We start from the raw sequence: 25,836 nt of genomic DNA on the forward strand, positions 1-25,836 counted from the left end.
CCTTACGATGACGTTAGGCGGAAAGGTAAGCTTGAGAGGCAATTGAGAATTGCTGAGCAGCCGAATGTACGCCGAGCGAAGATGCCGGACTCAGATGGACTCCGATGACGCTATTTCATAAAAAAATGGCGCAATTGCGATTATTTCGGACTGGAGAGTCGTTATTCACCCAGATCCGGGCTAAATAAGTCTCCAATCCCTCCATAAAGGCCCCTGGGTCCGCGAGCGGGCCGCAAATCGCGTTAGGAACAAAAATAAGGGCTCTTCAGTCCGGTCGCTGCGCGCCATTGCGCAAACAAAGGCTGCAAGGGCCGTTTTTCTTCCTAAGCTGGGCGAAATGCGCATTTTTTGACTTGTTTGTCTTTTATGAACCGGAAAAGTCGGTATATAATTAGCCTATGCAACAACCAGAGGGCGGACAAACATGCTGCAAAACGACGTGCTTTTATCGCAGGGCCTTTTTCAACATTACTTTGAGGATCATCCGGACGGACTTCTCGTCGTCGATCCCGACGGCCGCATTCAGCAGGTCAACGCAGCGCTCTTGTCTATGCTGGGATTCGTGCGGGAGGAAACGTTGCAAATGCCCCTTGATCGATACATCGAACCCGCCGGCGCAGTCCCATTCGCCGACGGCCGCATGACCGCTTCGAAGCTTGAATGCAGCGCCCGTCATTCGCAGGGACATGAACTCGAGATCAGGCTCTCCTGCGTGCCGCTTCGAAGCGGCGATCGACAAGCCGGCTGGCTCATCACGCTCGAGAAGCTGGAGCGCCCACAAAACATCGTCTCCGTCTTTTCGGCGGACGGGGTGTTCACTTACATATCGCCGTCGGTCACTGCGCTGCTCGGCTATTTGCCGGAAGAAGTCATCGGCAAGCCCGCGGCGGCTTTTAACCATCCGGACGAGATCAGGAGATTGGTCGAATTTCGCGGCCTGTCGTATATTCATCGCGAGTCGGTCCGTTTTATCGGGCGCGTTCGCCATAAAAACGGGGAATACCGCCTTTACGAGACGACGTCCGACTATGTTCGGGACGAAGCCGGAGAGATCGTGCAGACGATCTGCGTCGGGCGAGACATCACGGGGATCAAGCCGGCGGAATAGCGCAGAGCCGATAGGGGGGAATCGAGGATGTTCGATCGTGCGAACAAGCCGTCCGCGAGAAAGTCGCCGCAGCGAGCGGCCCAAGCGGGTCCGATTAAAGGCGATGCCGATCGCCCGAAGTCCGTTCACCGCTTACTGCAGTTGCAGCGAGCGGTCGGCAATCGCGGCTTGCTCGGCATGCTGCGCGGCGCCAACGCGCCGGTGCCGGCGAACACAGGCGCGCCAGGCCCGGCGGAACCGGTTATGCAGGGGAAGTTCGTAACGGAAACCGGCGGCGAAGACAAGCGGGAAGAGCAAAAAATCGAAGCGCTGCTCCGCGACTTCATGGCATGGAAGCGCGATGATACGGACATGATGGCGGTGTTCGAGACGGTCCTCAAAGATTTCGAAGACAGCCGCGGGAGCGACGATCCGGTGTCGCTGTCGGACTGGACTGTCAGGCACAGCGGGGCTCTTACGGCCGCGGAGGATATGCTCCGCATGCGCGGCATGGACTTAGAAGGAGACGCCAAGGATCTGCCTCAAAAGCGCAAGCGCAAAGAAAGCGACGGAAGACCCGACAAGAAAAAGCGAAAGCTGGACGCCGACGTCAAACCGAAAAAAACGAAGTATTCCTCGGACGTCGAGGAGAGCAGCGACGACGAAACGACGGAGCTGGACGCCAAGCAGAAGCTGCGAATATTAATCAATCTGACCGCTTCCAATATGGAAATCCTTCGATCGTCTTCCCTGGAATCGAAAAAAGACGAGCATCGGTTCGACGAGCCGCTCCATCGGAAAATTTATGCGGCAGACCGCAGCAGCAAAAATCCGAAAATCGCCGATCTGACGACTCAGGATTATTTTTTTGTCGGCGAGCAGCGGCTGCGAATCGGCGAAGGCACCGGCCACTTCATTCAAGCCGGCGGCAATGCGGAGGCGCGCGGCACTACGATTAAAGAGCCGCCCGCCGATTATGACAAGCTCATTGAAGCGATGCTGAAAATGGCCAAGGATCCGAGCGCCGCTTCCTTGTACAAGCTGGCGACGGGTGCCGAGCTGGACGACAAAGCGACGTTCGAAGACCGCGAACTGGCGGCGATTATGCTGTATTATCTCAACCACAACGTATCGAAATCGCACACCGTCCGAAGCAACCTGACCGAGCATCTCCAGAAGTTCGTCAGCGTCACGGGCGTCTCCGAACTGACGCGCAGCTTCGAAGCCGGCGGCAAAGAGGAACGGTCCAAGGAAAAATCGAAGAAAAAGAAAGACGGCAGCGCCTCCGGCTACTCCGCCGAGACGCTCGTCAAGATGATGCTGAAGCTGGTCGTCGACGGTAAGGTAACGTCCTTGCAAGCCGTCTTCTTCGAAGGGACAGGCGGCATGGACAGCTTGTTCCTTGGCGCGCCGAGCGCCGAGCACAGCGGCAATAAGCTCGGAGGGGCTGCGGTACTGCGGGATCCGTTCGCCTACTCGGAAAATCTCGAGCGCCAGATGAGTCATACGCCGCACAATAAAAAAAGCGTTCAAAGAACTGCTGAACGCCGTGAGTTCCGGCTCGACGACCGAGCTTAAACCGATGGACGAAGAAGAGATAGCAAGACTCAGAGCGGACAAGCAAGCACGGCAGGTGGCAGCGGTACGAAGATTGGTTCAAACGATTCAAAAGACGAAGCTGCCCAAAAGCGTGTTCGATATGAACGCGTTTTTAAACGATTCCAACGGTACGCTGGGCAAGCTGTCGAAACGTCTGAACCAGTCCGCCCAAAATGTCGCGGACAATCCGGATGCGATGGCGCTCATCCGGACAGGCCGAATGGCGTTGAACGCCAAGCGGAAGGCGGCGGAAAAACTAAAATTTTAACGCTTGCCCGACTGCGATTCGACGTTCGCGTCCCTTCCTTTTTTCCACTCGCGCATATAGGCGATCCAGCCCCTGGCCGCATGCGACAAATAACGGTCGCGCGGCCAGATCGCGGCGATGTCCCAGCGGATCGCCGGCTCGGTCAGCAGTATAATGCATACCGCGTCGGATTGAATCTTCCGTGCGGCTACGTCCGGCAGCAAGGCAACGCCAAGGCCTGCGCCTACCATTTCCGCCATCAAATCCCATTGGGAGCTCTCGTAAGCGATATGAGGCTCGAATCCTTCCCCCGATGCAGGCTTCTCTCACGCGATCGTAAAGAGAGAAGCCTTTTTTTAAACATAATAAACGACTCCCCCCTAAGTTCGGACAATCGCACGGAATCATTCGAGGCCAGCGGATGATCCGCCTTCAACACCAACGACAACCTGCGCTCCGTCAGCGTCAGCGACTCGAATTGTTTTTCGTCCACGGGCAGTACGACGATGCCGACGTCCAGCTTGGATTCAATGAGCAGCCGTTCCACGATTTTGCCGCCTTCCTCGACGAGCCGCAGACGGATCCCCGGGTATTCGGACCGGAAGCCGGCGATGATCCCGGCAAATATGCTGGCGCCGATAACGGGCGGCAAACCGAGCAAAAGCTCGCCGCTTTGCAGCTGTCGGCCCTCGTTCAGCGTCGTCACCAGATCCCGTATCATGGACAGCGCGGCCGTCGCATGGCGCAGCACGATCTCGCCGTCGTCGGTTAGCCGCATATAACGGGTCGTGCGATCGAACAGGACGACGCCAAGCTCGTTTTCAAGACTTTTGATCGCCCGGCTTAGCGAAGGCTGGGCGATGTGCAACGCCTCCGCAGCCTTCGAAAAGCTTTGCAGCCTGGCCACCTCCGCGAAATAACGCAGCTGTAAATATTCCATATGGTAGCCCTCCCTAATATATTCGTATATTGAATAAATCCTATTCACTATCTGTATTTTACACATAAATAAGCTGGCCCTACAATGGTAAATAGGAAGCCTGAAGGAAAGGCGAACAAAGGAGTCGATCTCATATGAGCGACCATGATGTTGTCATTGTAAGCGCTGTCCGAACGCCGATCGGGCGATTGAACGGCATGTTCAAAGATGTGCCGGCCGTCCGGCTGGGCGCTGCCGCGATCAGGTCGGCCATCGATCGGGCGGGCATCGCCGGTTCCGATATCGATGAAGTGTATATGGGCAACGTGCTTCAGGCCGGTCTCGGACAAAATCCCGCCAGGCAAGCTGCGCTTCAGGCAGGGGTGCCGGTCGAGGCGCCTTCGACGACCGTGAACCAGGTATGCGGCTCCGGCCTGATGTCCGTCTATCTGGCCAGTCGGTCGATACGGACGGGCGACTGCGATACCGTCGTCGCCGGCGGCATGGAAAGCATGAGCCAGGCGCCTTATTTGCTTCCGGGGGCGCGCGCCGGATACGCAATGGGAGATCGAACGCTGACCGACAGCATGATCAAAGACGGTTTATGGTGCGCGGTCAACGATTATCACATGGGCATCACGGCGGAAAACGTAGGCGCCAAATTCGGTCTGACGCGCGAGCAGTTGGACGAAACCGCGCTCGGCAGCCAACGAAAAGCCGCCGAAGCGATTCAAAAAGGCACTTTTGCCGATGAGATCGTCGGCGTCGCGCTGCCCGGCAAAAAAGGAACCGCACCCCGTAGCGGAACAAGACGAGCATCCGCGTCCGGACACGACGCCGGAGGCGCTGGCCAAGCTGAGGCCCGCATTTAAGCCGGACGGCATCGTCACAGCCGGCAACGCCTCGGGCATCAATGACGGCGCGGCGGCCTTGGTCCTGATGAGCGGAAAGCGCGCGGCGGAGAAAGGAATTCGGCCGCTCGGCGTCATCCGCGCCTTTGCGGTGGCGGGCGTGGATCCGGCCTATATGGGCACGGGGCCGATCCCGGCAGCCGAGAAGGCGCTCGAAAAAGCGCGATTGCGCATGGCCGATATCGATCTGATCGAGGTGAACGAAGCGTTTGCCGCCCAAGTCGTTCCGTTTATCGAACACTTCGGTTTGGACGAGCGCAAGGTGAACGTCAACGGCGGCGCGATCGCGCTCGGTCACCCGATCGGGGCGAGCGGCGCAAGAGTGCTGGTCACCTTGCTGCACGAGATGAATCGCCGCGGGTCCGTCTTCGGACTGGCCGCGCTTTGCATCGGCGGCGGACAGGGGATCGCGGCGATCGTCGAGCGCTGCGGCTAGATCGGACAGAGGAGGCTGAACACATTGAAAAAGATTCATTCTACGTTTGCGGAAGCGGTTGCGGCCATTCAAGACGGCGCGACGATCATGGTCGGCGGCTTCGGGTTGGTGGGCATTCCTGAAAATCTGATCGTGGCGCTGGCCGAGACCGGCGTCAAGGAACTGACGGTCATCTCCAACAACTGCGGCGTGGACGATTGGGGGCTAGGCTTGCTGCTGGCCAACAGGCAGATCAGGAAGATCGTCGCATCCTACGTGGGCGAAAACAAACAATTCGAACGCCAGGCGCTGGCCGGCGAGCTCGAAGTCGAGCTGTTGCCGCAAGGCACGCTGGCCGAGAAAATCAGGGCGGGCGGCGCCGGCATCCCTGCCTTTTATACGCCCGCAGGCGTGGGCACGCCTCTTGAGGAAGGGAAGGAATCGCGCGTCTTCGGAGGCAAGACGTATTTGCTCGAGGAAGCGTTAACCGCGGATTTTGCCTTGATCCGCGCATATGAGGCGGACATTTACGGCAATCTCTCGTACAACAAAACGGCCAGAAACTTTAATCCGATCATGGCGACCGCCGGCCGCGTCACGATCGCGGAGACGGAACAGCTGGTGGAAGCCGGCAGGCTGGACGCGGATCGCATCCATACGCCGGGCGTATTCGTTCATTCGCTGATCGTCGGCGCGCAGCAAAAACGCGTCGAGAAGCTGACGGTCGCGAATCAAGCCGAAGCCGGAGGTGGATCACGATGACCGTCGCGACTGCGCGCGAAAAAATCGCCCTGAGAGCCGAAAAGGAAATCGCGGACGGCTATTACGTCAATCTGGGCATCGGCATGCCGACTTTGGTAGCCAACTATATTCCGAACAATAAACAGGTCTGGCTGCAATCCGAAAACGGGCTGCTTGGCATCGGTCCTTATCCGCAGCCGTCGCAAGTCGATCCCGACTTGATCAACGCCGGGAAAGAAACCGTGACCGCCGTGACAGGAGCTTCTTACTTCGACAGCGCCGCTTCCTTCGCGATGATCCGCGGCGGCCACATCGATCTGGCCATTCTGGGCGGCATGGAGGTGTCCGCTTCGGGCGACCTGGCCAACTGGACGATTCCGGGCAAGATGATCAAAGGCATGGGCGGCGCGATGGACCTGGTCCATGGGGCCAAGCGGATCGTGGTCGTAATGGAGCATGTAAGCAAGGACGGCAGACCGAAAATCGTCGGGCAATGCACGCTGCCGCTGACGGGGAAGTCCGTCGTCCACCGCATCATCACGGATCGGGCGGTCATCGACGTCGCGCCGGAAGGGCTCGTCTTGATGGAGACAGCGCGCGGATGCTCTTTAGAAGAGATTGCGGCATCGACCGGCGCTCCGCTACGGATCTCGGATCGCCTGCTTCTCGATGCGTATTAAAAGGGGGACCGCGCGATGACCGAAAAACGAGTGGTATTGATCACGGGGGGCGGCTCAAGGCATCGGCCTCGACATCGGACGCCGATTCGCGTCCGCGGGCGCGACGGTCGTATTGACGGATCTCAACGAGTCGGCCGCGATGCGGTCGGCTGCGGATTTGAGACAAGCAGGGTACGATGTCCAAGGGATGCGGCTCGACGTAACGTGCGAGGACGAGATCGAGCGTACGGTGCGAAGCGCCGAAGCGCGATGGGGCGGCATCGACGTGCTGATCAACAATGCGGGCATGCAGCATGTCTCCCCGGTCGAGCGCTTTCCGACCGAAATCTTCGAACGGATGCTCCGGATTATGCTCACGGCGCCTTTTATGCTCATCAAACACGTCGTGCCGGGCATGCGGGCAAAAAAAATTCGGGAGAATCGTCAATATCGCCTCGATCAACGGCGTGGTCGGCTTTGCCGGCAAATCCGCCTACAACAGCGCCAAGCACGGCGTCATCGGCCTGACGAAAGCGGTGGCGCTCGAGACGGCAGCGGACGGCATCACCGTCAACGCGCTTTGTCCGGGGTACGTGGATACGGCGCTCGTGCGCAATCAGCTCGCAGACCTCGCGTCCCTGCACGGCGTAACGGTCGAGGAGGCGCTTGAAAAAGTGATCTTGCCGCTCGTGCCCCAGCGCAGGCTGATCGACGCGAGCGAGATCGCGGAGCTCGCGCTATATTTGGCCGGCGATGCGGCCAAAGGCATCACGGGTCAGGCGCTGCTGATCGACGGAGGATACACGGCGCAATGAGCGTCCGGACAAACGCAGCAAGACTGAAGGGACCAACGTCGCGTTGGTTCCTTTTTTCTGCTGAAAAAAAAGATTACCGGGCAGGCGAACATTCTCGCAATGCATAAAGTCCTTTGAAATATCCAACCGAAAGGGGCTTTATTCATGAACCGAATGCTACAAGCCGTCATGCAAAGATCGGTCGTCATGCTTGTTATCGTCTTGCTGATCGTCGCCTGGGGAGGCGCGGCGGCCTTTCATATGCAGCGGGATTATATGCCGGGCATCAACAATACGACGCTAATGGTGTCCTTGCGGGCTTCTTCTTATCAAGCGGATCAAATGCAAGCGGGCATCGCCGACAAGCTTGACGACGCGCTGAAGAACGTCGACGGACTGGCGAATATCGAGACGACGTCTTACGACGGCGGGCTGCTGATGAATTTGTATTTTCCGATGGACTACGATATGAAAAAAGCCGAGACGGACACCAAACAGGCGCTTGCCTCGGCGACGTTGCCGGATGACGTCAAAGCGCCGGCGGTGACCCGGTTGACGACGAGCACCTTCCCGATTTTGAGCTACAGCCTGACGGATAAGAGCGGCAAACTGGGCGACGAGGGGGTGCGTTCAACCGTCCAGCGGGACATCGTCAACGCGCTGAAGACCGTGCCGGGCGTGGCGGCCGTGAATACGACCGGCGCCGCCAACGACGGTTATGTCGTGTACGTGCGCATGAAGGACCTCGCCAAAGCGGGACTTACGATCGACGATTTCAACGATTCGGTATCGAAGGAGCTGCCGAATTGGACGCAAGGCAACATCGCCAACGTTCGGGCGGCGATCCCGGTCAAGATCGAGAGCTGGGACCTGAGCGATCAGGCGTTCGCCAGCCTTCTCATTCGTAACAAGGCCGGCATTGCCGTCCCGCTCTCGGCGATCGCGGATATCTCGCATTCGCCCACCGACGTAAAGACGGTGTCGCGAACGAACGGTCAAGCGAGCGTCCGGATCGACGTGATCAAGTCGCCTTCAGCCAACATTATCGACGTCGCCAAGCAGGTGAAAGAGCGGGCAGCCAGTGTGCCGGCGGTAAAAAGCGGCGACGCGTCGCTAGCGCTGACGCTGGACCGCGCGCATGACTTGAACGATTCGCTGAAGGGGCTGCTGCGGGAAGGTCTGCTGGGCTGCCTGTTTTCGATGCTGTGCGTGCTCTTCTTTTTCCGCAATGTCCGATCGACGCTCGTCATCGCGGTGTCCTTGCCCGTCTCTTTGCTCGCGACGACGGCGATTCTGAAGTCGATGGGCATCACGTTGAACATACTGACCGTCTCCGGACTGATCGTGGCCATGGGAAGAATCGTGGACGACGCCATCGTCATTTTAGACAACATGTACCGCAAGACGCAGGATGAAAAAGGAAAGCCCGCGCTGCAGACGCTGGCGTCGGCCGTTGTAGAGATGCTGCCCGCCATACTTGCCTCGACGGCTACGACTGTCGCCGTTTATATCCCGATCGCGTTTGTCGGCGGGATCGTCGGCGCCTCGTATTCGGGCTTCGCCTGGTCGGTCGTCATTGCGATCGCGGTTTCCTTTTTCGTTGCCGCGCTCCTGCTGCCAGCGCTGGCCTTCATGGGCGGGAAAGGAATCGGCGCGAACCCGGTCTCGCTTGAGCCGATGATGAAGCCGATCGTTCTGGCTGCGCTCAAGCGCAAAAAGACGGTCATCGGCGTCACGCTGGCGCTGCTCGCGCTCGCGGCGGCAGGAGGTTCGCAGCTCCCGTTCAGCCTGCTTCCGGGCACGGCAACGGGGCAGGTCGCCGTGAAGGTGGAATTGCCGAAGGGCAGCACGCTGCCGGAGGTGGATGCCGAGGCGCTGAAGGTCGAGGGCGTCCTTGGCGGCGACCCGAACGTCGCTTCGTACGACGCTGAGTTCGGTTCTGCCGGCACGCCGGAGGCGGACGACGTATTCGATCAGGGCGGAGGCTTTATCCGGCAACCCAACGTCGCCAATCTCTCGCTTAAGCTGCATGACCGGCGCCATCTGGAAGCCTATATCGAAGCGCTTCGGCATACGCTCGACCCGGTCGCCGGCAGCTCGGTCATAACCGTCTCCAACCAGAACATCGCGGGCGACGACGCGCAAATGAAAATTACGCTGACCGGAAGCGATCAGCAGACGCTGGACAAGGCGGCGCAAACGATCCGGGAAAAGCTCGCCGCCATCGACGGCCTGAGCGTGGACGGCAAAGCCGATCTGACGGGCGGCGCGCCGAAATACGCGATCGCGCTGAACGAAGCCCGAATCAAGAAATACGGCGTGAATCCGGACGACATCAACCGGGTCATCGCGCGCTATACCGCCAAAGGAAAGGACTTTAAGGTCCCTTCGTCCAATGGCGACATTCCGGTCGATGTCTATCTTGACCCTGTCGCGACGGGCGAATCGAAGGGCTATGAAAGGGCATCGGACGTGCTTCGGACGCTGTCCGCGGAAACGTTCTTGGGCAAGGACGGCCTGCCGGTTCGGCTGGACCAACTGGCCGCCGTTAAAGTCGACGATGCGCCTTCTACCATTCAAGCGCGCGACGGCCGGCCTTTCGCGGTCGTCACGACAGAGATCGTAGGCAGCCCGATGAGCAAAATCGCGAAGGAAGTGAACAAGACGCTTGCGCATACCGACCTGCCGCAGGGGGTAATCTACTCTATGAACGGCATTTCGAAGCAAGTCGGCCAGATGATCGAAGAGATGATCATCGCCGTATCCGCGTCGATCCTGCTCGTGCTCCTCATCGTCAGCTTCGTCTTCCACGGGCTTAAAGCGCCGATGGCCGTGCTTGTCAGCATTCCGCTCGCCTTAACCGGCGTCGTGCTGTCGCTGTATCTCATTCACGGCCAGTGGAACCTGCCGGCGCTCGTCGGCGTGCTTATGCTGACCGGCATCGTCGTGACGAACGGCATCGTGCTGATCGACAAGATCGAGCGCAACCGCAGAGCGGGCATGCCGCTTCGGGAAGCGGTCGTGCAAGGCAGCGCGTCCCGTATTCGCCCCATCTTGATGACGGCCGCCACGACCGTACTGACCTTGATCCCGCTTGCTCTCTCTTCGAGCGGAGACGCCGTCGTCTCCCGGACGCTCGGCATCGTCGTGATCGGAGGCATGATCACCTCGACCTTGAACAGTCTCCTGGTCATTCCGATCTTGTACGAATGGATGCAGGGCAAGATGGCGAACGCGAAAATCCAAGCGCAAACGACCGCCGCCCGTTAAAATAAAAAAGAGAGTTCGATCTCGGGAGGCGACGATCTCGTGTGGATGAAGAACTTCATCGCCTGATCCGTAACGCCAAGCAAGGCGATCAAGAGGAATTCGCCGCGCTTGTCAGGCGCTTCAAGGATCACGTATATCGCTATGCGTACGGCATGCTGGGCGATACAATGGAGGCGGAGGACGTGGCGCAGGAAGTCTTCGTAAAATGTTACGGGTCTCTGTCCAAATTGGAAAGCGAATTCGCCTTCGTCTCCTGGCTCAACCGGATCGTATTTAATCTGTGCGCGGATCGACTCAAAAAAGCGAAGCAGGGAAAAGACGTCCGCGGCTTCGGAATCGGCGTTGGCCGGCATGGATCGAAAGGAGGCGCGTGAGCAATACCGGACCGAGCAGCTAAGAGGCGAGATCGAGGAGGCGATGGCCCGGCTGTCGCCCGATCATCGACAGGTCGTATTGCTCCACGATGCGCAAGGTTACCGGTATGAAGAGATCGCGCAATTGCTGGACATCCCCATTGGGACCGTGAAGTCCCGGTTGAATGCGGCGAGACTCGCGCTCCGCCAAGCGATGAAAAGAGGTGAGCCATCATGAACGGGCATCCGACCGAATCGTTGTCGGCCTATGTAGACGAGGAGCTGGAAGCGGAGGAGCGAAGGCTGATCGAGGCGCATTTGCTTGAATGCGAGATTTGCGCGAGCCTGGCCCGCGATCTTGTCGACATGCGCGCCGAAATCGCGGGCTTTTATGCCAGGTTGGCTGCCCCTCCAGATCTTGAAAATAAGGTAATCGCCGCTCTGAACCGTCGACAAGCGTCGCCTGCCGCAGCGTCGACCGGGCTGGCCGCCGTGTCGATTGCCGCGCTGGCCGCTTTAATCGTATTGGCCTTCCTTTACGGCGGAACTTTTTTTCAAATTGTTTTCGATCGCGGTGCAATTTCTGTTGACGGCCGCCTACGTCGCATCGAAGGTCGCATCGACGATGCCTGCCGTATGGGTGGCGGTCTTGCCATTAAGCGCCTTCGTTTTTATTTTATCCGGCTTATCGCTGAGGCGCATTCTGAGAAGCGCCGCGCCATGAAAGGGAGAACGATGCTAAAGACCTTAAGAATCCTTACCATTCCCATGCTGCTGTGCTTCCTGTTGTTTCCCGGAACGACGGAGGCCAAAAGCTTGTTCGAGCATCAGGATACGACGGTATCGTCCTCGCAAACGGTCGAGGATGTCGTCGTCGTCGGCGGAGACGCTTCCATCGCCGGAACCGTGAACAATACCGTCGTCGTCGTCCATGGCGACTTGCGCGTACGTTCGACCGCCCGCATCAAAGGCGCCGTCGTCCTCATCGGAGGCAGCTTGATATTGGAGGAAGGGGCGGACGTCACCAACGACATCGTGAACGTCTCGTTCGACAGCGCCACGGCGAACAGTCTTGTCATCGGCTCGGGGATGCTGATCGGATACGGGGCGGTCAAGCTTGCGGCGAGTCTGCTCATGCTCATCCTGCCCGTGCTGATCGTCCTGATCGGAAAACGGAAAACCGACGTTCTGTTCGACCGATACCGTCAGACGCCGCGAGGCCCCTTGTTCGCCGCCGGCTTTTTCGCGGCCCTCATGCTCGCCGCAGTCAGCGTCTTGCTGCTGCTGTCGATCGTGGCGATACCTTTTATTCTGATCGTTATCCTGCTTGCGCTCTCGGCTTTATCGCTCGGACTAACGATCGTCGGCCAGACGCTCGGCGAACAGATTCGCGCGACTGCGGACAGACCGGCATGGGTACGAACCGGCGCCGGCGCCGTCATCCTCGTATCGGCGATGAACGTCCCTTTCGTCGGGGGCTGCATTTTCCTTGCGCTGCTGATATATTCATTGGGCATCGCGACGTCCTGGACGGCGTCGAAGCTTCGCCGCCGGTCCGTTAAGCCTTAACTTTCGAAGCCTAACCGGTATAGAAGGCCAACACGGCAAAGGCGAAGCCGAATAGGATAGGAGGGACTTCAGATCTAGCGGAGGGGAAGCAGGCGATGGTTCGACGCATATCCAGCAAGTGGGCGAAAACGATCGCGCTGAGACGCAACAAGATGGTCGCCCGATACTTGCCCGAAACTTCAAAAATGACTGCCGGCAGTTTAAAGCGCATGCTCGATCGCTATAAGATGGTGTATGTCAAACCCGACCGAGGCTCCTACGGCATTGGCGTGGTGCGGGTCGAAAAGAACGAAGCGGGCTATCGCTATCAGGCGGGCCGCAATATCGTCAAGTTTCGCAGTTTCGAAGCTTTATTCGGAGCGCTGCGCCGGTTAACGCGGGGCAAAACGTATTTGGTTCAAAGAGGCATTCACCTGCTTCGCTTTCGCGGCAACCGCTTCGACCTGCGCGTCATGACCCAGCTTTCTCCGAAAAGGCGTTGGGAAACGACCGGCATCATCGGCCGAGCGGCCGCCAAAGGCAAGATCGTCACCAACTATCACAATGGCGGCAAGATCTATACGGCGGAAACGTTGTTAAAGCCGCACGTAGCGAAAGTGGATGCCAAGCTTAGGGCGCTGGCCCGGCTAGGCGTTCAAACCGGACGTTCGCTCAGACATTCGTTTCCCGGCATTTCGGAAATCGGGCTCGATATCGCGATGGACAAAACGCTGAAGCCGTGGATTCTCGAGGTCAACACCAAGCCTGACCCGTATATTTTCCTGAAGCACCCGAACCGCGCGATTTTCAACAAAATCCGGCGTTATCAATCCGCGCGTTAATGGAATACCTGTTGAGTCAACAGCCCGCCGGCCGCGCCTAGCACGACGACCATCCAGGGAGGCGCCTTCCAGAAAACGAGCAGTACGAACAAGAAGGCGGCGAGCGCAAAATCCGCAGCGGATAAAATCGCCGTCGTCCACAGCGGATTGTAAAGCGCAGCCAGCAAAATGCCGACGACAGCCGCGTTTATGCCGACCAGCGCGCCTTGAACCCGCGCGCTTTTACGAAGCGAAATCCAGAACGGCAGCGCGCCGACGATCAGAAGGAATGCCGGTAAAAAGATGCCCGCGGTGGCAAGAATCGCTCCCGGTATCCCGTTCGCCATCGCGCCCAAATACGAGGCGAACGTAAATAGCGGACCGGGAACGGCTTGGGCGGCGCCGTACCCGGCCAGAAAGTCTTCTTTGCCGACCCGGCCGGAGGGAACGACTTCCTGCTCCAGCAGCGGGAGTACGACATGGCCGCCGCCGAACACCAGAGCGCCCGATCGATAAAAGCTGTCGAACAGGGCGAGCCCGTCCGACGGATACAGCCGTTGAAGCAGCGGCAAAACGATCAAAATCCCGAAAAACAAGGCGAGACACACATAAGCGACGCCGCGGCGAATCGGTATATCAAAAACGGGCGCTTCCGCCGCAGCCGATTTTCGGTACATCCACAAGCCGGCAAGTCCGGCTGCCGCGATGATCAGCACTTGACTGAGCACGGATTGCCACAATAGCGCTACCGATGCCGCCACGACGGCAAGGGTGGCTCTTTTTTTTATCCGGCGCCAGCTTTTGACCCATGCCGAGGACGGCCTGCGCGACGATGGCGACCGCGACGAGCTTGAGGCCGTGAATCCAGCCGGCTTGGCTGATGTCCATGCCTTTCATTACCAGCGCAAAGCCGACCAACGCGACGACGGAGGGAAGCGTGAAGCCGCACCACGCCGCCAGTCCGCCCAGCAGTCCGGCGCGAATGACGCCGATGCCGATGCCAACCTGGCTGCTGGCGGGACCGGGCAAAAACTGACAGAGCGCCACGAGGTCCGCGTAGCTGCGTTCGTCCAGCCAACGGCGCTTGCGTATGTATTCGTTGCGGAAATAGCCGAGATGGGCGACCGGGCCGCCGAACGAAGTCAGACCGAGCTTCGTCGATACCGCGAGGACTTCAGGCAGCGCATGCCATCCGGATGGAGAACGCCGCCGATCCGGCGCGGATTCATTCGTGTTCACTTGCAGTAACGCCTCCTTCACCTTAGATCGATTCGACATCGTCATCCTTCGTTTTGCATCGATTCTATTGTCCATGATGGGTGCGCTTTCCGTCTACATCGGATTAAGGACAAGCCATTCGACGGATTGCCGTTCAAATAGTTGAAAGCGGATTCGCTACCGGGCTAATCGTAATCTTTTCTAATTACAGGGCTGTCTGGTATAATGAATCATCGCTTACGGAAGAAACGAGGTGCCGGAATGCAGCAGCCGATCGCGGAAGATTGCGAAGTGCCGTGCGGCGGTTCGGAAGCCGATCTGGCTCGAATCAAGGCGGAGATGATCCGCGAACCGCTCATTCAAGATATCGCGGAATGGTTCAAAGCGCTCAGCGATCCGACCCGGGTAAAGATCATCAGCGCGCTGATGGGACGCGAGCTATGCGTTCACGATTTGTCGGAGCTGCTGGAAATGGGACAATCCGCCGTGTCGCACCAACTGAGATATTTGAGGAACCTGCGAATGGTCAAACGGCGAAAAGCCGGAAAAACCGTTTATTATTCCTTGGACGATTCGCATATCGAAGAGATCATTCGGGTGACGTTGGAGCATTTGAAGCACAAATAGCGCGGCGAGATGGCCCAACGCGCTTAAGGGCGTTGGGCCACGATCAACAATTACATAGAAGCAACCCACAGCGACTTCCATATATTAGGATGTCGTTTTCTTTTTATCAATTCGTCTATTCAGGGTAAAAAATTGTTGCGGCAACCAACATTACTCAGGAGGCGAAGTCGGATGGCTACACAGCTGCCCATGCGCAAATCGATGCAAGAAACGGCGACGCCCTCGCCTCAAAAAAACCTCCATCTCGTTCAAGTCATGCCGACGGTGCCCAAACCGTTCGAGATCCGGGATTGGCGGGAAAAGGCGAAGGCGTTCGACCGGTTCGCTTTCGACTTCGACCGCAAGGGCGACTACCTGCCCGTCATTTGGCGTGACAGGACGCACTACAATATGGACGAGGATACGTTCGGCCTTATGTCCTACGTCGGCAAGTCGGATCAAGGCGGCAACGGCTCGCAGGAAGCGATTACGGTCATGGCTTCCGTGCTTGGCGCGACGCTTGTCGGCATCGACAAGAGCGGTCAGGACGGCAGCAACTACGTAAAAATGCTGCAAACCTTTTTTCGAAAAGAGGAAGGCGTCTTCGTCTGGTATCCTTGCATTCCGAGCGGGGATACGTTCTGGTACGAGATTCAAGCGAATATTCTGTACGCCGTCATCAGTTATTTTTATCCGAATCAGCCGGAGATGGAGGCGCTTGTCCGTTCGTCCGCGGACCGCTGGGTCGAAGCGGTGAGGGTCATGACGGATGAAGACGAACGAATCAACTTCAATTATACTTCGTTCGATTTTAAGAATATGGAGCCTGTCGACAACGGCAAATGGAAGGAGCCTGATGCGGCTTCAGGCGTTGCGATGCTCATGTACCTGGCCTATCTACGCTTCGGAGACCAAAAGTATCTGGATACGGCCGACGCATGCCTGGATTTTCTCGACGACCAGGAAGACAATCCATACTACGAGCTGCTCATGTACTATTCGCCTTATTTGGCTGCCCGTATGGAAGTCGAGCACGGGACGCGCCATGACATTACGAAATACATCAATTGGATTTTCGACGGCGGGGTGGAGATTCGCCCGGATTGGGGCATGTGCATCGAGCGTTGGGGAAATTACGACATGCACGGGTTGGTCGGCAATTTGAAGGATTTCGGCGGCTACATTTTCGTCATGAACGGCTTTTTCCTGTTCAGCACGCTGGCGCCTTTGCTGCGCTACGATTCGCGCTATGCGCGCACGGTCGGCAAGTGGATGCTGAACGTGGCTAACCAATCACGCTTGTTCTATGCGGACGGTCTGCCCGCTGACAAGCAGTCGGGCGCGGACTGGAAAGGCGACCCCGAGCACGCGCTTCCGTACGAGGGCATTCGAAAGGAATATGACGGCAAGTCGCCCTATGCGAGCGGAGACGCCACCGTGATCGGGTGGGGGCCGCTCGACTTTTCGGTCTACAGCGGCAGCCATGTCGGATTCATGGGCGCTTTGATCGGGAAGACGAACGTCGAGGGAATATTGCAGATCGATTGCCTGAAAACGGATTATTACCATCAAGCGGCGTATCCGACGTTCTTGTACTACAATCCGTTCGGCTCGGAACAGTCGGTCGAGATCAACGGTCTCGGTCAGGATGCGGTCGATCTCTACGACACGGTGAGCGGCCGATTCCTGGCGAAGGCGGTCACAGGGACCGCAACATTCGTCGTGCCCGCCGAAGACGCGGTCCTCCTGGTCGCAACGCCCGCCGGAGGCCGGCAGGAACGCAAAAACGGGCAGCTTTGGATCGACGGCGTCTATGTCGCCCCGGCGCCCAAGGCTGCCGTCAATATGCGCGGCATACAGGATCGGCAGAAAGTAAATAACGTAATGAAAATCGACGTCGAAGCGGGCTTGCCGGCGGGAGAATCGATCAAGCGGTTCGCCTTCCGGTTCGGCAGCAAGGTTTTGTACGAAGGCACCGAAGCGCCCGAGCCGCTCTATCTCGATACGCTCCGTTTTCACAACGGATTTTATCATCTTCGCGCAGAACTCGAAGCTTCGGGAGGCAGCTCCGACTTCTGCGAGATCGGCGTCATGGTCGAAAATCCGAGCAATCCGCTGTCTCAGCCAAACTGATCGGCAGGTCGCCCGACAGTCCTTCAGCGAGGAGCGGCCTGTGATTTTTCAAGCGGCGATTAAATCTTAGATTAAACCTTATACGTAACGAGCGCCGAGCAAAACTGGGACAGGCTTGTCCCGGTTTTTTTCTTGTACATTTTGCCGAACGTATGGACGTCCGCGTATCCGACCTGTTCGGCGATCTCGCTGACCGACAGATTCGTCTGCAGCGCCAGCTCCCTCGCTTTCTGAATGCGCACGAACGTCAAATACTGCATCGGCAATAGACCGAATTGCTTTTTGAATTGCACGATGATGTAATTGCGGCTTAAGCCGGCGATCCGTTCCAGGTCGCTGTGCCGGACATTTTCGGCGTAATGCTCGCGGATGTAGGTTTGCGCCAGCAGCAGCTTGGCCTTCGTCCGGTCCTCCGCTGCGGAGCCTGCTTGCGTCCCATACAGCCCCGCTGCCGCCTCTCCCAGCACTTCGAGCAGCAGGCCCTTCGCTTGCAGCTGCGCGGCAAGTTCAGGCTGCCGATACTGCTGCACGAGCCGAAGGAGCTTCTTTTCGAGCGCCGAGCCCGCAAAATTGCCGAGCAGGTGCGTCTCGCCGAATAACTGGCGTATCGGGAATTCGTTCGCGCCGAAATGGAACACGAAGGAAAGACAAACGTACGGCTCCCCCCCTCCAAAGTCAGGATGGAATGCGGCTCGCCGGGCCGGTGGAACAGCAGGTCGCCTTTGACGGTCGGATACGGATGTCCGCTAACCGGATAATCCGCTCTGCCTTCCACGACATATTGAAGGACGTACTGTCCCATCGTTCGGTTATGAATCGCCCATCCGGCCGGCGCATGAAACAGATGCGCCAGCGTGATGTAGGGAGGATATTGAAAATCCGGTTGATCTGAACTTGCATCGTTCGTTCGCGTTCCTCCCGGCGCCGCCCGAACCTCTTCCTCGCCGCTCATCGTCATCGCCCCTTTTTTTACTATCGTAACGGAAAGTGATTTTGGCAACAAGAATCAATGTTCGGACCAAATACATCGGTCTTCCGGTCCGATAGAATCGAATTCGAAAGGACAACAGTCGATTATAGAGGAGACGATTCGATGAACAAGCAGCAGACGGAAGCGATCTATGCGGACGCGCGTTCGCAAAGCAGCATTACGGAGGAGCAGGCCCGGTTTTTCCTGGACAACGGGTTCCTCGTGATCAAAGGCGTGCTTCACGGCGAAGAGCTGAAAATCGTTCAGGACGAGATGGAGAAGCAGGTGGCAAAAGGCGTGGCGGGCGTTCAGGACGACCCGGACTATATGTACGGCAAAGGCGGAAAATCCGGCCGCAATATCCTGCGCCGCATCGAGTACATCATCGACAAAAGCGATCCGATGAAAGCGCTGCTCGGTCATCCTTTTATTTTGCGCTCGGTCGAAAAGCTGCAGGGCCGTAATTTTATCCCGACCTGGGACTCGATGGTGCTCAAAATGCCGGACGAAGGCATCATCGTACCGTGGCACCGCGATGCCGAGGTGCCGGACGGCTGCACGGATCCCCGCCCGATCTTTAACGTCGATTTTTATCTGGACGCGGCCGATCTCGCGACTTGCCTGTGGGTCATTCCCGGCAGCAACAAGTGGTCGAAGGAAGCGTGCAAAGCGCGGATCGAGAAGGATGGCGCCGATCGCTTCAGCACGGAGGATGCGATTCCGGTTCCGCTGGAAGCGGGCGACGCGATATTCCACGATATCACGGTGCTGCACGGCTCCCCGGCCGGAGACGGCAATCCGCTTCGCCGCACGGTTTATTACGAGTTCCGTCCCGGCGAGATCGAATGGAACTACGGACCGCATACGCGCGAGTATTTGGGCTTGAAGCAGCAGATGCTGCTCTCATGCCTGGACCGCCGGGCAGACGCGTCATACGCGCAAGGCGAAGAGCCGTTCGTTTACCGTCCGGACGGCGCGCTCGTCCTCGGCGAACGGAAGGCGTCGAATACGTTCAGATATCCGCATTTAAGCTATTGGAGAGACTGATTCGCAACCGAATAAACGTTTGGAGGCCGGTGCGCTGCTGCATCGGCCTTTTTTGGCGCGCGAAGAAAGGAACGGGCAGGATCGGCCGAATTCGTCTAGAATGGGGAGTGGACTATAATCGGGAGGACGACAGGCATGATCACGCTTCGAAACGTGTTAGCATCGGATTTGGAACAACTGGTGCGGATTGAAAAAGGAATGCTTCCCTCTGGAGGAAGCCGCCACCGAAGCGGCCTTCGCGCAGCGGATACGATTGATCCCGGATACGTTTATCGTGGCTGAAAACGCAGGGGAAATATGGGGCTACATCAATGGACCCGTCATCGCAAGGCCGTACATCACGGACGATCTGTTCGAAGAAATCAAGGCGAATCCGAAGAAAGGCGGCTATCAAAGCGTTCTGGGATTGGCCGTATCCCGAGAAGCCAGAGGACAAGGCATTGCCAAGCGATTAATGGAGAATTGGGAGAAGCTCGCTGAAGAAAACGAGAGGGATGGCATCACGCTAACGTGCAAGGCTGATTTGGCAGCCTTTTACGAAAAGCTGGGGTTTTCGAACCACGGCAGGTCCGCTTCCCAGCACGGCGGCGTTGTCTGGTACGACTTGATCAAACGAATTCGCGCATAAGCCGGATGCTTTACCGTTTCTGACGAGCAAGTCAACATTCTTAAAAACGCTTTGCCCGGACAAACCTCCGAACAAAGCGTTTTCGTTCGCATCAAATATTGACGCTGCTCATCGAGGCTTCCGGATAGCGCAAGCCGAAGGCCGTTCCGCGCGGTGCGGCGTCGTCGATCCTCGCGAGATCCTCTGGCGTCAGCATGACGTCAAGCGCGCCGACATTCTCTTCCAGGTACTTGATCCGCTTCGTGCCTGGAATCGGCACGATGTCTTCGCCCTGAGCCAGCAGCCAAGCCAGCGCCAGCTGGGAAGGTTCGCAGCCCTTCTCCGCGGCGATCTCGGAGACCCGATCGACGAGATCCAGATTGCGCTGGAAGTTGTCGCCCTGGAAGCGAGGAGAGAAGCGGCGGTAATCGTCCTCCGCCAGGTCCTCGAACTTGCGAATCTGCCCGGTCAAGAAGCCGCGTCCGAGCGGACTATAAGGCACGAACCCGATGCCGAGCTCGCGGCATACGGCCAAAATATCGTCCTCGACATCGCGGCTCCAGAGCGAATACTCCGTCTGCAGCGCGGCGATCGGATGGACGGCAGCCGCACGACGGAGCGTCGCCGGCGCCGCCTCGGACATGCCAAGATAACGAATCTTGCCTTCCCGCACCAGCTCGGCCATCGCGCCGATCGTTTCCTCGATCGGCGTATTCGGGTCTACGCGGTGCTGATAATACAGATCGATATAATCGACGCCAAGCCTTCGCAGGCTCGCTTCGCAGGCGGCCTTGACGTATTCCGGGCGGCCGTTGACGCCGAGAAACTTGCCGTCCTCGCTGCGCATGCTGCCGAACTTGGTGGCTACCGCCACTTGGTCGCGGCGACCTTTGATCGCTTTGCCGACCAGCTCTTCGTTTTTGCCTACACCGTACATATCCGCCGTATCGAGCAGATCGATGCCCAGTTCAAGCGCGCGGTCGATGGTGCGAAGCGAAGCCTCGTCGTCTCTGCCGGCGTAAAAATCGGACATGCCCATGCAGCCAAGTCCGAGCGTCGACACCTCCAGTCCGCCGTTGCCCAACTTTCTTCTTCTCATTTTCGATTCCGCCTTTCCTGTTTAAGGTCTTAGGAGCTGCACCTTTATTATGCGACGAATGGCAAGAGATCCGGTAGCCGGTTCGTACCATGTTGTTGCCTAATCCTCCAACTGATCAGATAAGGTCCTCGTTCGGTGCTATAATATTGTTAACCTATTTCCGAAAAACGACGGAGGGAAGAAGATGCCGCAATCGCAGATTGCCGCTCCACCGTCCGGCGGTGAAGCGTTTTTTACGGACTTCGATCAGCAGACTGCCGACAAGCTCGCCGTGCTGGCCGAGCTGATCGAACGACATACGGGCAAAGACGGCATATTCCGTACCGACATTCCATCGATTCATTTGATTCGCAGCTCGCAGGCGACATTACCCGTCCATACGGTCTACGAGCCCGGCGTCGTGATCGTGGCCCGCGGCGCAAAGGTGGTCATGCTGGGCGGGGAAAGCTTTACTTATGGACCGTCGGCTCACTTTGTCGTTTCGGTCGATCTGCCGGTGACCTCGCGGCTGCTGCAGGCTTCTGCGGAATCGCCATACTTGTGCTTGCGTGTCGGTCTGGATCCGGCTCAAGTGCTCGAGGTGATCAAAGACGCAAAGCTGGACCGAGAGGATGCAAGGGAGTCGAAGCGGGGAGCGTACGTCGATCGGACGAGTCCCGCCTTGCTGGACGCAGCGGTTCGGCTTGTCCGATTGCTGGATTCGCCACGCGAAGTCGCTTATTTGGCACCGCTGGTCCTCCGCGAGATCTACTTCAGATTGCTTAGCGAAGAACAAGGCGGCGCCTTCAAGCAGATTGCGCTGGCCGGAAGCGGCACAAGCCGTGTGGCGGACGTCATCGCCCGCATCAAACAAGATTACGCTCGGCCGCTCCATATCGACGAGCTCGCCAGGATGGCCCATATGGGCCCGTCTTCGCTGCACCGCTATTTTAAGGAGGTCACGACGCTCAGTCCGCTGCAATACCAGAAGCGGATTCGGCTGCAGGAGGCGCGCCGGCTGTTGTTGACCGAATCGCTAGATGCCGCCGATGCCGCCTACCGGGTCGGCTACGAATCTCCTTCGCAGTTCAGCCGCGAATACGCCAGGTTGTTCGGGTTGCCGCCGATCAGCGATCTCAAGCGGCTGCGGGAAGAGGCGGAACAGGATTTTGTTCGCGTCGATCCGAGGGAGCCAGCAGCTATCGATGTATGATCCGCTATGACGCCGTCGGCAAAACTTCGAATCCATTCGGGAAGAAATAAGTCGGACTGTCGTCGAAGCCTTCCCGCGCAGCAGGTTCAAGCACGATATGCCGCATGCCCTTTGGGAAGGCTTCAAGCAGAAGCCCGAAACGACCTGCGGCACGATGAACGCAGGACAGGGGGGGATGAAATGAAATCCAAGTGGGGGCTTTATGCGCTGCTAGGCCTTGCTTTGGCGTCGTCGCAAGCTTGCGCGAATGAGCCGCAGGGAGAAACGGCCATCGGAACGACTGAAGACTTCGAAAACAGCGCTTCGGACAACGCCCCGAATAACGACTCGCAGCCGGCGAGGGTTAAACTCACGCGCGTGTTCGATGGGACTCGGCTCGTTCGACCGACGTCGATCGAAGCGAAGGGAGACCGAATGTACGTGACGGAGCAGGAAGGGCGCATCGTATCGTTTCGGACAGGCGAGGCCGACGCGGGCGGCGCGCCTCATACAGAACTGGACATAACGGATCGCGTCTACGCCAAAGGCGCGGAACAAGGGCTGCTGGGTCTCGCCTTCGATCCCGGCTACGATGACAACGGATTCATCTACGTCAACTATACGACGAAAACGGCCACCGTCATCGCCCGTTACCGGTTGCCCAAGGAGGGCGAGGCATCGTCGGGAGACGCGCTCGACGAACAGGCGCTGCTGACGTTCGAACAGCCTTATGCCAATCACAACGGCGGCCAGCTGGCATTCGGACCCGACGGATACTTGTATATAGGGACCGGCGACGGCGGAGGCAGCGGAGATCCGCAGGGCAACGCTCAGAACAAGCGGACGCTGTTGGGCAAAATACTTCGCATCGACGCGAGCCGGACGGAAGGCGGCAAAGCGTACGCGATCCCCGCCGACAATCCGTTCGCGTCGAACGGAGGCGCGAAGGAAATTTACGCGTACGGTCTTCGCAATCCTTGGCGCTTCAGCTTCGATGCCGATACCGGAGAGCTATGGGCGGCCGACGTCGGACAGAACCAGTTCGAGGAGATCGACAAGATCGTCAAGGGCGGCAATTACGGCTGGAAGCTCATGGAGGCCAAGTCCTGCTTCGAGCCGGCTGGCGGCTGCGAGGCCGCGGCGGAGCAAACGCAAGCCATCGATCCGGTCTGGTCCTACGGGCGCGAGGCGGGCCAGTCCGTAACCGGCGGATATGTATATCGCGGCTCGGCACTGAAGGCGCTTGCCGGTTGGTATGTATACGGCGACTATGGTTCGGGAGCCATTTGGGCGCTTCGCGAGGCGGCTACCGGCCGTTATCGCAACGAACTGCTGCTGGAGTCCCGGCTGAACATCACGACATTCGGCCTGGACGGGCAAGGAGAGCTGTATTTGACTTCGGCCGAAGGCGATTTGTATCGACTCGATGCGCAATGAGTCACACATCGGCTTGCCTTTTAATATGATGGCCTAGAAATCGAATGAGGTGAGCCTATGGCAGTCGTAAAAGCCAGGAAACAGGATATCGACATGTTGGCGAGGCTGCTGCGGGCCGAGGCGGAGACCGAAGGCGAAACGGGCATGCTCCTCGTCGGAAACGTGGGTATCAATCGAATCCGGGCGAATTGCTCCGATTTTAAAGGCATCCGGACGATTCCTCAAATGATCGAGCAGCCGCATGCGTTCGAAGCTTTGCAGCACGGTTTGTATTATCAAAACGCCAGGGAACGGGAGCGCCGTCTGGCGCAGCGGGCGGTGGACGGGGAGCGGAGCTGGCCGGCCGAATTCTCGCTATGGTATTTCCGGCCGGGATCGTTCGAAAACCCCGGACCGTGCCCGCCGACCTGGTACGACCAGCCGCTCGTCGGGCGATGGAAAAAGCATTGCTTTTATCAACCGACGGTACAGGAGTGCGAGAACGTATATAATACGTTTTAAAACGGTTAAGAGGGCGCCGCATGCGCTTGAATGCGAGGCTGTGCATGCGGGACGGCCCTCTTTTCGCGGTTTGCGGGCGGACCGATGGTCGTCGTGTCCGTAATCGGCGCAAACGCATCGGTAACTTTGGACCCGGCCTATGTTGCATGATTTTCCGGGATCCGGTCACGATATAGAAAAACAAACGGGTGACGGAATGAGTCGATGCAAAAAGCAAGCCTGGATTTTGACGATCTTCTTTTTCGCGCTTCAAACGCCGCATCCTGCGCCGATTCAAGCAAATCCGGCGCTGCCGATCGTCAAAGACAGCGGTCTGCTCTCAATCGAAGTATATCCCGATCGACATCGGTTATTGGTAAATTTGGACCATAAGCCGTACAAAAGCTACCCGGTCGCGGTCGGCAATCCTTCAACGCCTACGCCCGTTGGAGAATACAGCGTCACCTATAAGGGGAAAAACTGGGGTCCGTCGTTCGGATCGCGTTGGATCGGCTTGAACGTGCCCTGGGGCGTATACGGCATCCACGGCACCAACAAGCCCTTTTCCATCGGCCAGCACGCGAGCCACGGCTGCATTCGCATGCGGAACCGGGATGTTGAAGAACTGTACGAGATCATACCGGTCGGAACAAAAGTCACCATATTCGGCCATGTGCTCGGCGAAGCGAATCAAGAATTAAAACCGGTAAGCGAAGGGGACGTAGGCGCTGTCGTTCAGCTCGTCCAGAACCGATTGCAAGGCGCGGGTTATTACCATGGCCCGTGCGACGGCAGATTTCGATCTTCGACGACGATCGCGTTAAAAAAAATTCCAGCGTCAAAACGGCCTCGTCCCGAGCGGTGTCGTTACGCAGGCCGTATACGAAAAGCTAGGTCTTTTAGAATGAACGGATTGCATCTGCATTCGAGCGACGGAGAGGAATACATATCCAAAGGTTTTTTTCAGCCGTAAAATGAACGAAGCCCGCGATAATCGCGGGCTTCTTATTGCTTAAAAATCATTTCACGCCGAAGTATTCCTGCAGCCCGTAGACGATCGCCTGCGCAACCCGGTTCTGGAAGCTGTCGCTGAACAAGATCGATTCTTCCGTCGCATTGGACAGGAACCCGACTTCAAGCAGCGTGGCGGGCATCGTCGTCTCGCGCAGCACCTGGTAATTCGCGTTCTTGACCTTGCGGTCGGTGAAGCAGGTTGCGCCCAGTACATGCTTATGCATGATGTCCGCCAACGTTTTGCCGCTATTTATATAATAATAAGTCTCCGTACCCCGCACGGTCGGTTTGCCGTCTGCGATGTTGGCGTGAATCGATACGAAGGCATCGGCATGTACCGCATTTGCGAGCGAGGCGCGTTCCGGCCGCGGGACAAAGGTGTCGTCGCGACGCGTCATCATAACTTGGAAGTTCGGATCGTTCAGCAATAGATTTTCTACTTTAAGCGCAAGAAGCGTCTAGGTTTAGACGACCACTTTTTGTTAAAAGTTTCATAGGTTAGTGGTTCTTCTAATGGCGCGAACCGTCTCTTTTAGAGTGGAATTCAAAGATAAATCATTTGGCACAACATTTATATTACATTGTGTGTCATATATTTAAGCTGATTCGTGATTTTTACAACAATATTGCAAAGATATTTGGGAAATACACAAAGAATATTAAAAATTTGCGTGATATAATGTGACACAT

General features: G+C 57.6%; 21 protein-coding genes and 6 pseudogenes. 20 read left to right on the forward strand and 7 right to left on the reverse strand.

Annotated features, from left to right (window positions below):
* Window positions 1-424: 424 nt before the first annotated feature.
* Genes OMP40_RS27640 through OMP40_RS27650 form a run of 3 tightly spaced genes read left to right on the forward strand, consistent with a single transcriptional unit; the run spans window position 425 to window position 2,954 of the window.
* Window positions 425-1,108 carry a PAS domain-containing protein gene (locus OMP40_RS27640; RefSeq protein WP_277536121.1) on the forward strand — a complete coding sequence of 228 codons (684 nt, stop codon included), beginning with the start codon at window positions 425-427 and terminating at the stop codon, window positions 1,106-1,108.
* Window positions 1,109-1,135: 27 nt separating this feature from the next.
* A complete protein-coding gene (locus tag OMP40_RS27645; RefSeq protein WP_277536123.1) occupies window positions 1,136-2,665 on the forward strand; it encodes a hypothetical protein in 1,530 nt (509 codons plus the stop codon).
* Between the two features lie 4 nt (window positions 2,666-2,669).
* The gene (locus tag OMP40_RS27650) at window positions 2,670-2,954 is read left to right on the forward strand and encodes a hypothetical protein (protein ID WP_277536125.1); all 285 of its coding nucleotides are present in this window, start codon (window positions 2,670-2,672) and stop codon (window positions 2,952-2,954) included.
* Here the strand turns inward: OMP40_RS27650 and OMP40_RS27655 are convergent.
* Window positions 2,951-3,193, reverse strand: coding sequence for a LysR substrate-binding domain-containing protein (locus OMP40_RS27655; RefSeq protein WP_277538066.1), 243 nt, complete (start codon window positions 3,191-3,193; stop codon window positions 2,951-2,953). The two genes, OMP40_RS27650 and OMP40_RS27655, sit on opposite strands and share 4 nt — an antisense overlap.
* The gene (locus OMP40_RS27660; RefSeq protein WP_277536126.1) at window positions 3,193-3,873 is read right to left on the reverse strand and encodes a LysR family transcriptional regulator; all 681 of its coding nucleotides are present in this window, start codon (window positions 3,871-3,873) and stop codon (window positions 3,193-3,195) included. The genes OMP40_RS27655 and OMP40_RS27660 overlap by 1 nt, the downstream gene beginning before the upstream one ends.
* A gap of 197 nt (window positions 3,874-4,070) precedes the next feature.
* Between OMP40_RS27660 and OMP40_RS27665 the strand changes: the two are divergent.
* The 9 genes and pseudogenes from OMP40_RS27665 to OMP40_RS27705 all read left to right on the forward strand — a co-directional run bounded on the left by OMP40_RS27665 (window position 4,071) and on the right by OMP40_RS27705 (window position 13,385).
* Window positions 4,071-5,199 (forward strand): annotated as a pseudogene (locus OMP40_RS27665) (acetyl-CoA C-acetyltransferase).
* 24 nt (window positions 5,200-5,223) lie between these two features.
* Window positions 5,224-5,940: a CoA transferase subunit A gene (locus tag OMP40_RS27670; protein WP_277536127.1), complete on the forward strand. Its 717-nt coding sequence runs from the start codon at window positions 5,224-5,226 to the stop codon at window positions 5,938-5,940.
* Window positions 5,937-6,599 carry a CoA transferase subunit B gene (locus OMP40_RS27675; RefSeq protein WP_277536128.1) on the forward strand — a complete coding sequence of 221 codons (663 nt, stop codon included), beginning with the start codon at window positions 5,937-5,939 and terminating at the stop codon, window positions 6,597-6,599. Before OMP40_RS27670 ends, OMP40_RS27675 begins: the two co-directional genes overlap by 4 nt.
* Before the next feature lie 15 nt (window positions 6,600-6,614).
* Window positions 6,615-7,393 (forward strand): annotated as a pseudogene (locus OMP40_RS27680) (3-hydroxybutyrate dehydrogenase).
* 144 nt (window positions 7,394-7,537) lie between these two features.
* Window positions 7,538-10,642, forward strand: coding sequence for an efflux RND transporter permease subunit (locus OMP40_RS27685; protein ID WP_277536129.1), 3,105 nt, complete (start codon window positions 7,538-7,540; stop codon window positions 10,640-10,642).
* Between the two features lie 41 nt (window positions 10,643-10,683).
* Window positions 10,684-11,016: a sigma-70 family RNA polymerase sigma factor gene (locus OMP40_RS27690; RefSeq protein WP_277536130.1), complete on the forward strand. Its 333-nt coding sequence runs from the start codon at window positions 10,684-10,686 to the stop codon at window positions 11,014-11,016.
* Window positions 10,994-11,233, forward strand: a complete 240-nt coding sequence (locus OMP40_RS27695; protein WP_277536132.1) for an RNA polymerase sigma factor — start codon at window positions 10,994-10,996, stop codon at window positions 11,231-11,233. Before OMP40_RS27690 ends, OMP40_RS27695 begins: the two co-directional genes overlap by 23 nt.
* Window positions 11,230-12,564 carry an anti-sigma factor family protein gene (locus tag OMP40_RS27700; RefSeq protein ID WP_277536134.1) on the forward strand — a complete coding sequence of 445 codons (1,335 nt, stop codon included), beginning with the start codon at window positions 11,230-11,232 and terminating at the stop codon, window positions 12,562-12,564. Before OMP40_RS27695 ends, OMP40_RS27700 begins: the two co-directional genes overlap by 4 nt.
* A 95-nt stretch (window positions 12,565-12,659) precedes the next feature.
* Window positions 12,660-13,385, forward strand: coding sequence for a YheC/YheD family protein (locus OMP40_RS27705; protein ID WP_277536136.1), 726 nt, complete (start codon window positions 12,660-12,662; stop codon window positions 13,383-13,385).
* Here OMP40_RS27705 and OMP40_RS27710 read toward each other — a convergent pair.
* Window positions 13,382-14,642 (reverse strand): annotated as a pseudogene (locus OMP40_RS27710) (chromate transporter). The gene OMP40_RS27705 and the pseudogene OMP40_RS27710 sit on opposite strands and share 4 nt — an antisense overlap.
* Before the next feature lie 201 nt (window positions 14,643-14,843).
* Between OMP40_RS27710 and OMP40_RS27715 the strand changes: the two are divergent.
* Together OMP40_RS27715 and OMP40_RS27720 are read left to right on the forward strand one after the other, a co-directional pair.
* Window positions 14,844-15,209, forward strand: a complete 366-nt coding sequence (locus OMP40_RS27715; RefSeq protein ID WP_277536137.1) for an ArsR/SmtB family transcription factor — start codon at window positions 14,844-14,846, stop codon at window positions 15,207-15,209.
* Window positions 15,210-15,380: 171 nt separating this feature from the next.
* Window positions 15,381-17,321 (forward strand): hypothetical protein, encoded by a 1,941-nt coding sequence (locus tag OMP40_RS27720; protein ID WP_277536139.1) that lies wholly within the window; start codon window positions 15,381-15,383, stop codon window positions 17,319-17,321.
* 71 nt (window positions 17,322-17,392) lie between these two features.
* On the opposite strand, the gene OMP40_RS27725 is transcribed toward OMP40_RS27720, so the two are convergent.
* A complete protein-coding gene (locus OMP40_RS27725) occupies window positions 17,393-17,959 on the reverse strand; it encodes a helix-turn-helix domain-containing protein (RefSeq protein WP_277536141.1) in 567 nt (188 codons plus the stop codon).
* A 101-nt stretch (window positions 17,960-18,060) separates the two neighbouring features.
* Window positions 18,061-18,279 (reverse strand): annotated as a pseudogene (locus OMP40_RS40525) (hypothetical protein); the annotation flags it as partial.
* A gap of 135 nt (window positions 18,280-18,414) precedes the next feature.
* On the opposite strand from OMP40_RS40525, the gene OMP40_RS27735 reads away from it, so the two are divergent.
* Window positions 18,415-19,338, forward strand: coding sequence for a phytanoyl-CoA dioxygenase family protein (locus tag OMP40_RS27735; RefSeq protein ID WP_277536142.1), 924 nt, complete (start codon window positions 18,415-18,417; stop codon window positions 19,336-19,338).
* A 187-nt stretch (window positions 19,339-19,525) separates the two neighbouring features.
* Entirely contained in the window at window positions 19,526-19,966 is a 441-nt protein-coding gene (locus OMP40_RS27740; RefSeq protein ID WP_338131249.1) for a GNAT family N-acetyltransferase, read from the forward strand.
* Between the two features lie 91 nt (window positions 19,967-20,057).
* Here OMP40_RS27740 and OMP40_RS27745 read toward each other — a convergent pair whose 3' ends face one another.
* Window positions 20,058-21,044: an aldo/keto reductase gene (locus tag OMP40_RS27745; protein ID WP_277536144.1), complete on the reverse strand. Its 987-nt coding sequence runs from the start codon at window positions 21,042-21,044 to the stop codon at window positions 20,058-20,060.
* Window positions 21,045-21,228: 184 nt separating this feature from the next.
* Between OMP40_RS27745 and OMP40_RS27750 the strand changes: the two genes are divergently transcribed.
* The 4 genes and pseudogenes from OMP40_RS27750 to OMP40_RS27765 all read left to right on the forward strand — a co-directional run bounded on the left by OMP40_RS27750 (window position 21,229) and on the right by OMP40_RS27765 (window position 25,040).
* Window positions 21,229-22,236, forward strand: coding sequence for an AraC family transcriptional regulator (locus OMP40_RS27750; RefSeq protein ID WP_277536147.1), 1,008 nt, complete (start codon window positions 21,229-21,231; stop codon window positions 22,234-22,236).
* Between the two features lie 180 nt (window positions 22,237-22,416).
* Window positions 22,417-23,652, forward strand: a complete 1,236-nt coding sequence (locus tag OMP40_RS27755) for a PQQ-dependent sugar dehydrogenase (RefSeq protein WP_277536149.1) — start codon at window positions 22,417-22,419, stop codon at window positions 23,650-23,652.
* Between the two features lie 57 nt (window positions 23,653-23,709).
* On the forward strand, window positions 23,710-24,153 hold the full coding sequence (locus OMP40_RS27760; RefSeq protein WP_277536152.1) for a cell wall hydrolase: 444 nt from the start codon (window positions 23,710-23,712) through the stop codon (window positions 24,151-24,153).
* Window positions 24,154-24,385: 232 nt separating this feature from the next.
* A pseudogene (locus tag OMP40_RS27765) lies at window positions 24,386-25,040 on the forward strand (L,D-transpeptidase family protein).
* A 111-nt stretch (window positions 25,041-25,151) separates the two neighbouring features.
* On the opposite strand, the pseudogene OMP40_RS27770 reads toward OMP40_RS27765, so the two are convergent.
* Window positions 25,152-25,586 (reverse strand): annotated as a pseudogene (locus tag OMP40_RS27770) (N-acetylmuramoyl-L-alanine amidase family protein); the annotation flags it as partial.
* Window positions 25,587-25,836: the final 250 nt, after the last annotated feature.

The organism is Cohnella rhizosphaerae, assembly GCF_029525575.1.
GTDB lineage: Bacteria > Bacillota > Bacilli > Paenibacillales > Paenibacillaceae > Cohnella > Cohnella rhizosphaerae.

What these genes read in the sequence shown, in the direction of transcription:
- OMP40_RS27755 (WP_277536149.1), top strand. Translation starts at nt 22,417, where the DNA reads ATGAAATCCAAGTGGGGGCTTTATGCGCTGCTAGGCCTTGCTTTGGCG.
- OMP40_RS27685 (WP_277536129.1), top strand. Translation starts at nt 7,538, where the DNA reads ATGAACCGAATGCTACAAGCCGTCATGCAAAGATCGGTCGTCATGCTT.
- OMP40_RS27655 (WP_277538066.1), bottom strand. Translation starts at nt 3,193, where the DNA reads ATGGCGGAAATGGTAGGCGCAGGCCTTGGCGTTGCCTTGCTGCCGGAC.
- OMP40_RS27745 (WP_277536144.1), bottom strand. Translation starts at nt 21,044, where the DNA reads ATGAGAAGAAGAAAGTTGGGCAACGGCGGACTGGAGGTGTCGACGCTC.
- OMP40_RS27715 (WP_277536137.1), top strand. Translation starts at nt 14,844, where the DNA reads ATGCAGCAGCCGATCGCGGAAGATTGCGAAGTGCCGTGCGGCGGTTCG.
- OMP40_RS27645 (WP_277536123.1), top strand. Translation starts at nt 1,136, where the DNA reads ATGTTCGATCGTGCGAACAAGCCGTCCGCGAGAAAGTCGCCGCAGCGA.
- OMP40_RS27750 (WP_277536147.1), top strand. Translation starts at nt 21,229, where the DNA reads ATGCCGCAATCGCAGATTGCCGCTCCACCGTCCGGCGGTGAAGCGTTT.
- OMP40_RS27720 (WP_277536139.1), top strand. Translation starts at nt 15,381, where the DNA reads ATGGCTACACAGCTGCCCATGCGCAAATCGATGCAAGAAACGGCGACG.
- OMP40_RS27735 (WP_277536142.1), top strand. Translation starts at nt 18,415, where the DNA reads ATGAACAAGCAGCAGACGGAAGCGATCTATGCGGACGCGCGTTCGCAA.
- OMP40_RS27640 (WP_277536121.1), top strand. Translation starts at nt 425, where the DNA reads ATGCTGCAAAACGACGTGCTTTTATCGCAGGGCCTTTTTCAACATTAC.
- OMP40_RS27705 (WP_277536136.1), top strand. Translation starts at nt 12,660, where the DNA reads ATGGTTCGACGCATATCCAGCAAGTGGGCGAAAACGATCGCGCTGAGA.
- OMP40_RS27695 (WP_277536132.1), top strand. Translation starts at nt 10,994, where the DNA reads ATGGATCGAAAGGAGGCGCGTGAGCAATACCGGACCGAGCAGCTAAGA.
- OMP40_RS27675 (WP_277536128.1), top strand. Translation starts at nt 5,937, where the DNA reads ATGACCGTCGCGACTGCGCGCGAAAAAATCGCCCTGAGAGCCGAAAAG.
- OMP40_RS27760 (WP_277536152.1), top strand. Translation starts at nt 23,710, where the DNA reads ATGGCAGTCGTAAAAGCCAGGAAACAGGATATCGACATGTTGGCGAGG.
- OMP40_RS27660 (WP_277536126.1), bottom strand. Translation starts at nt 3,873, where the DNA reads ATGGAATATTTACAGCTGCGTTATTTCGCGGAGGTGGCCAGGCTGCAA.
- OMP40_RS27700 (WP_277536134.1), top strand. Translation starts at nt 11,230, where the DNA reads ATGAACGGGCATCCGACCGAATCGTTGTCGGCCTATGTAGACGAGGAG.
- OMP40_RS27650 (WP_277536125.1), top strand. Translation starts at nt 2,670, where the DNA reads ATGGACGAAGAAGAGATAGCAAGACTCAGAGCGGACAAGCAAGCACGG.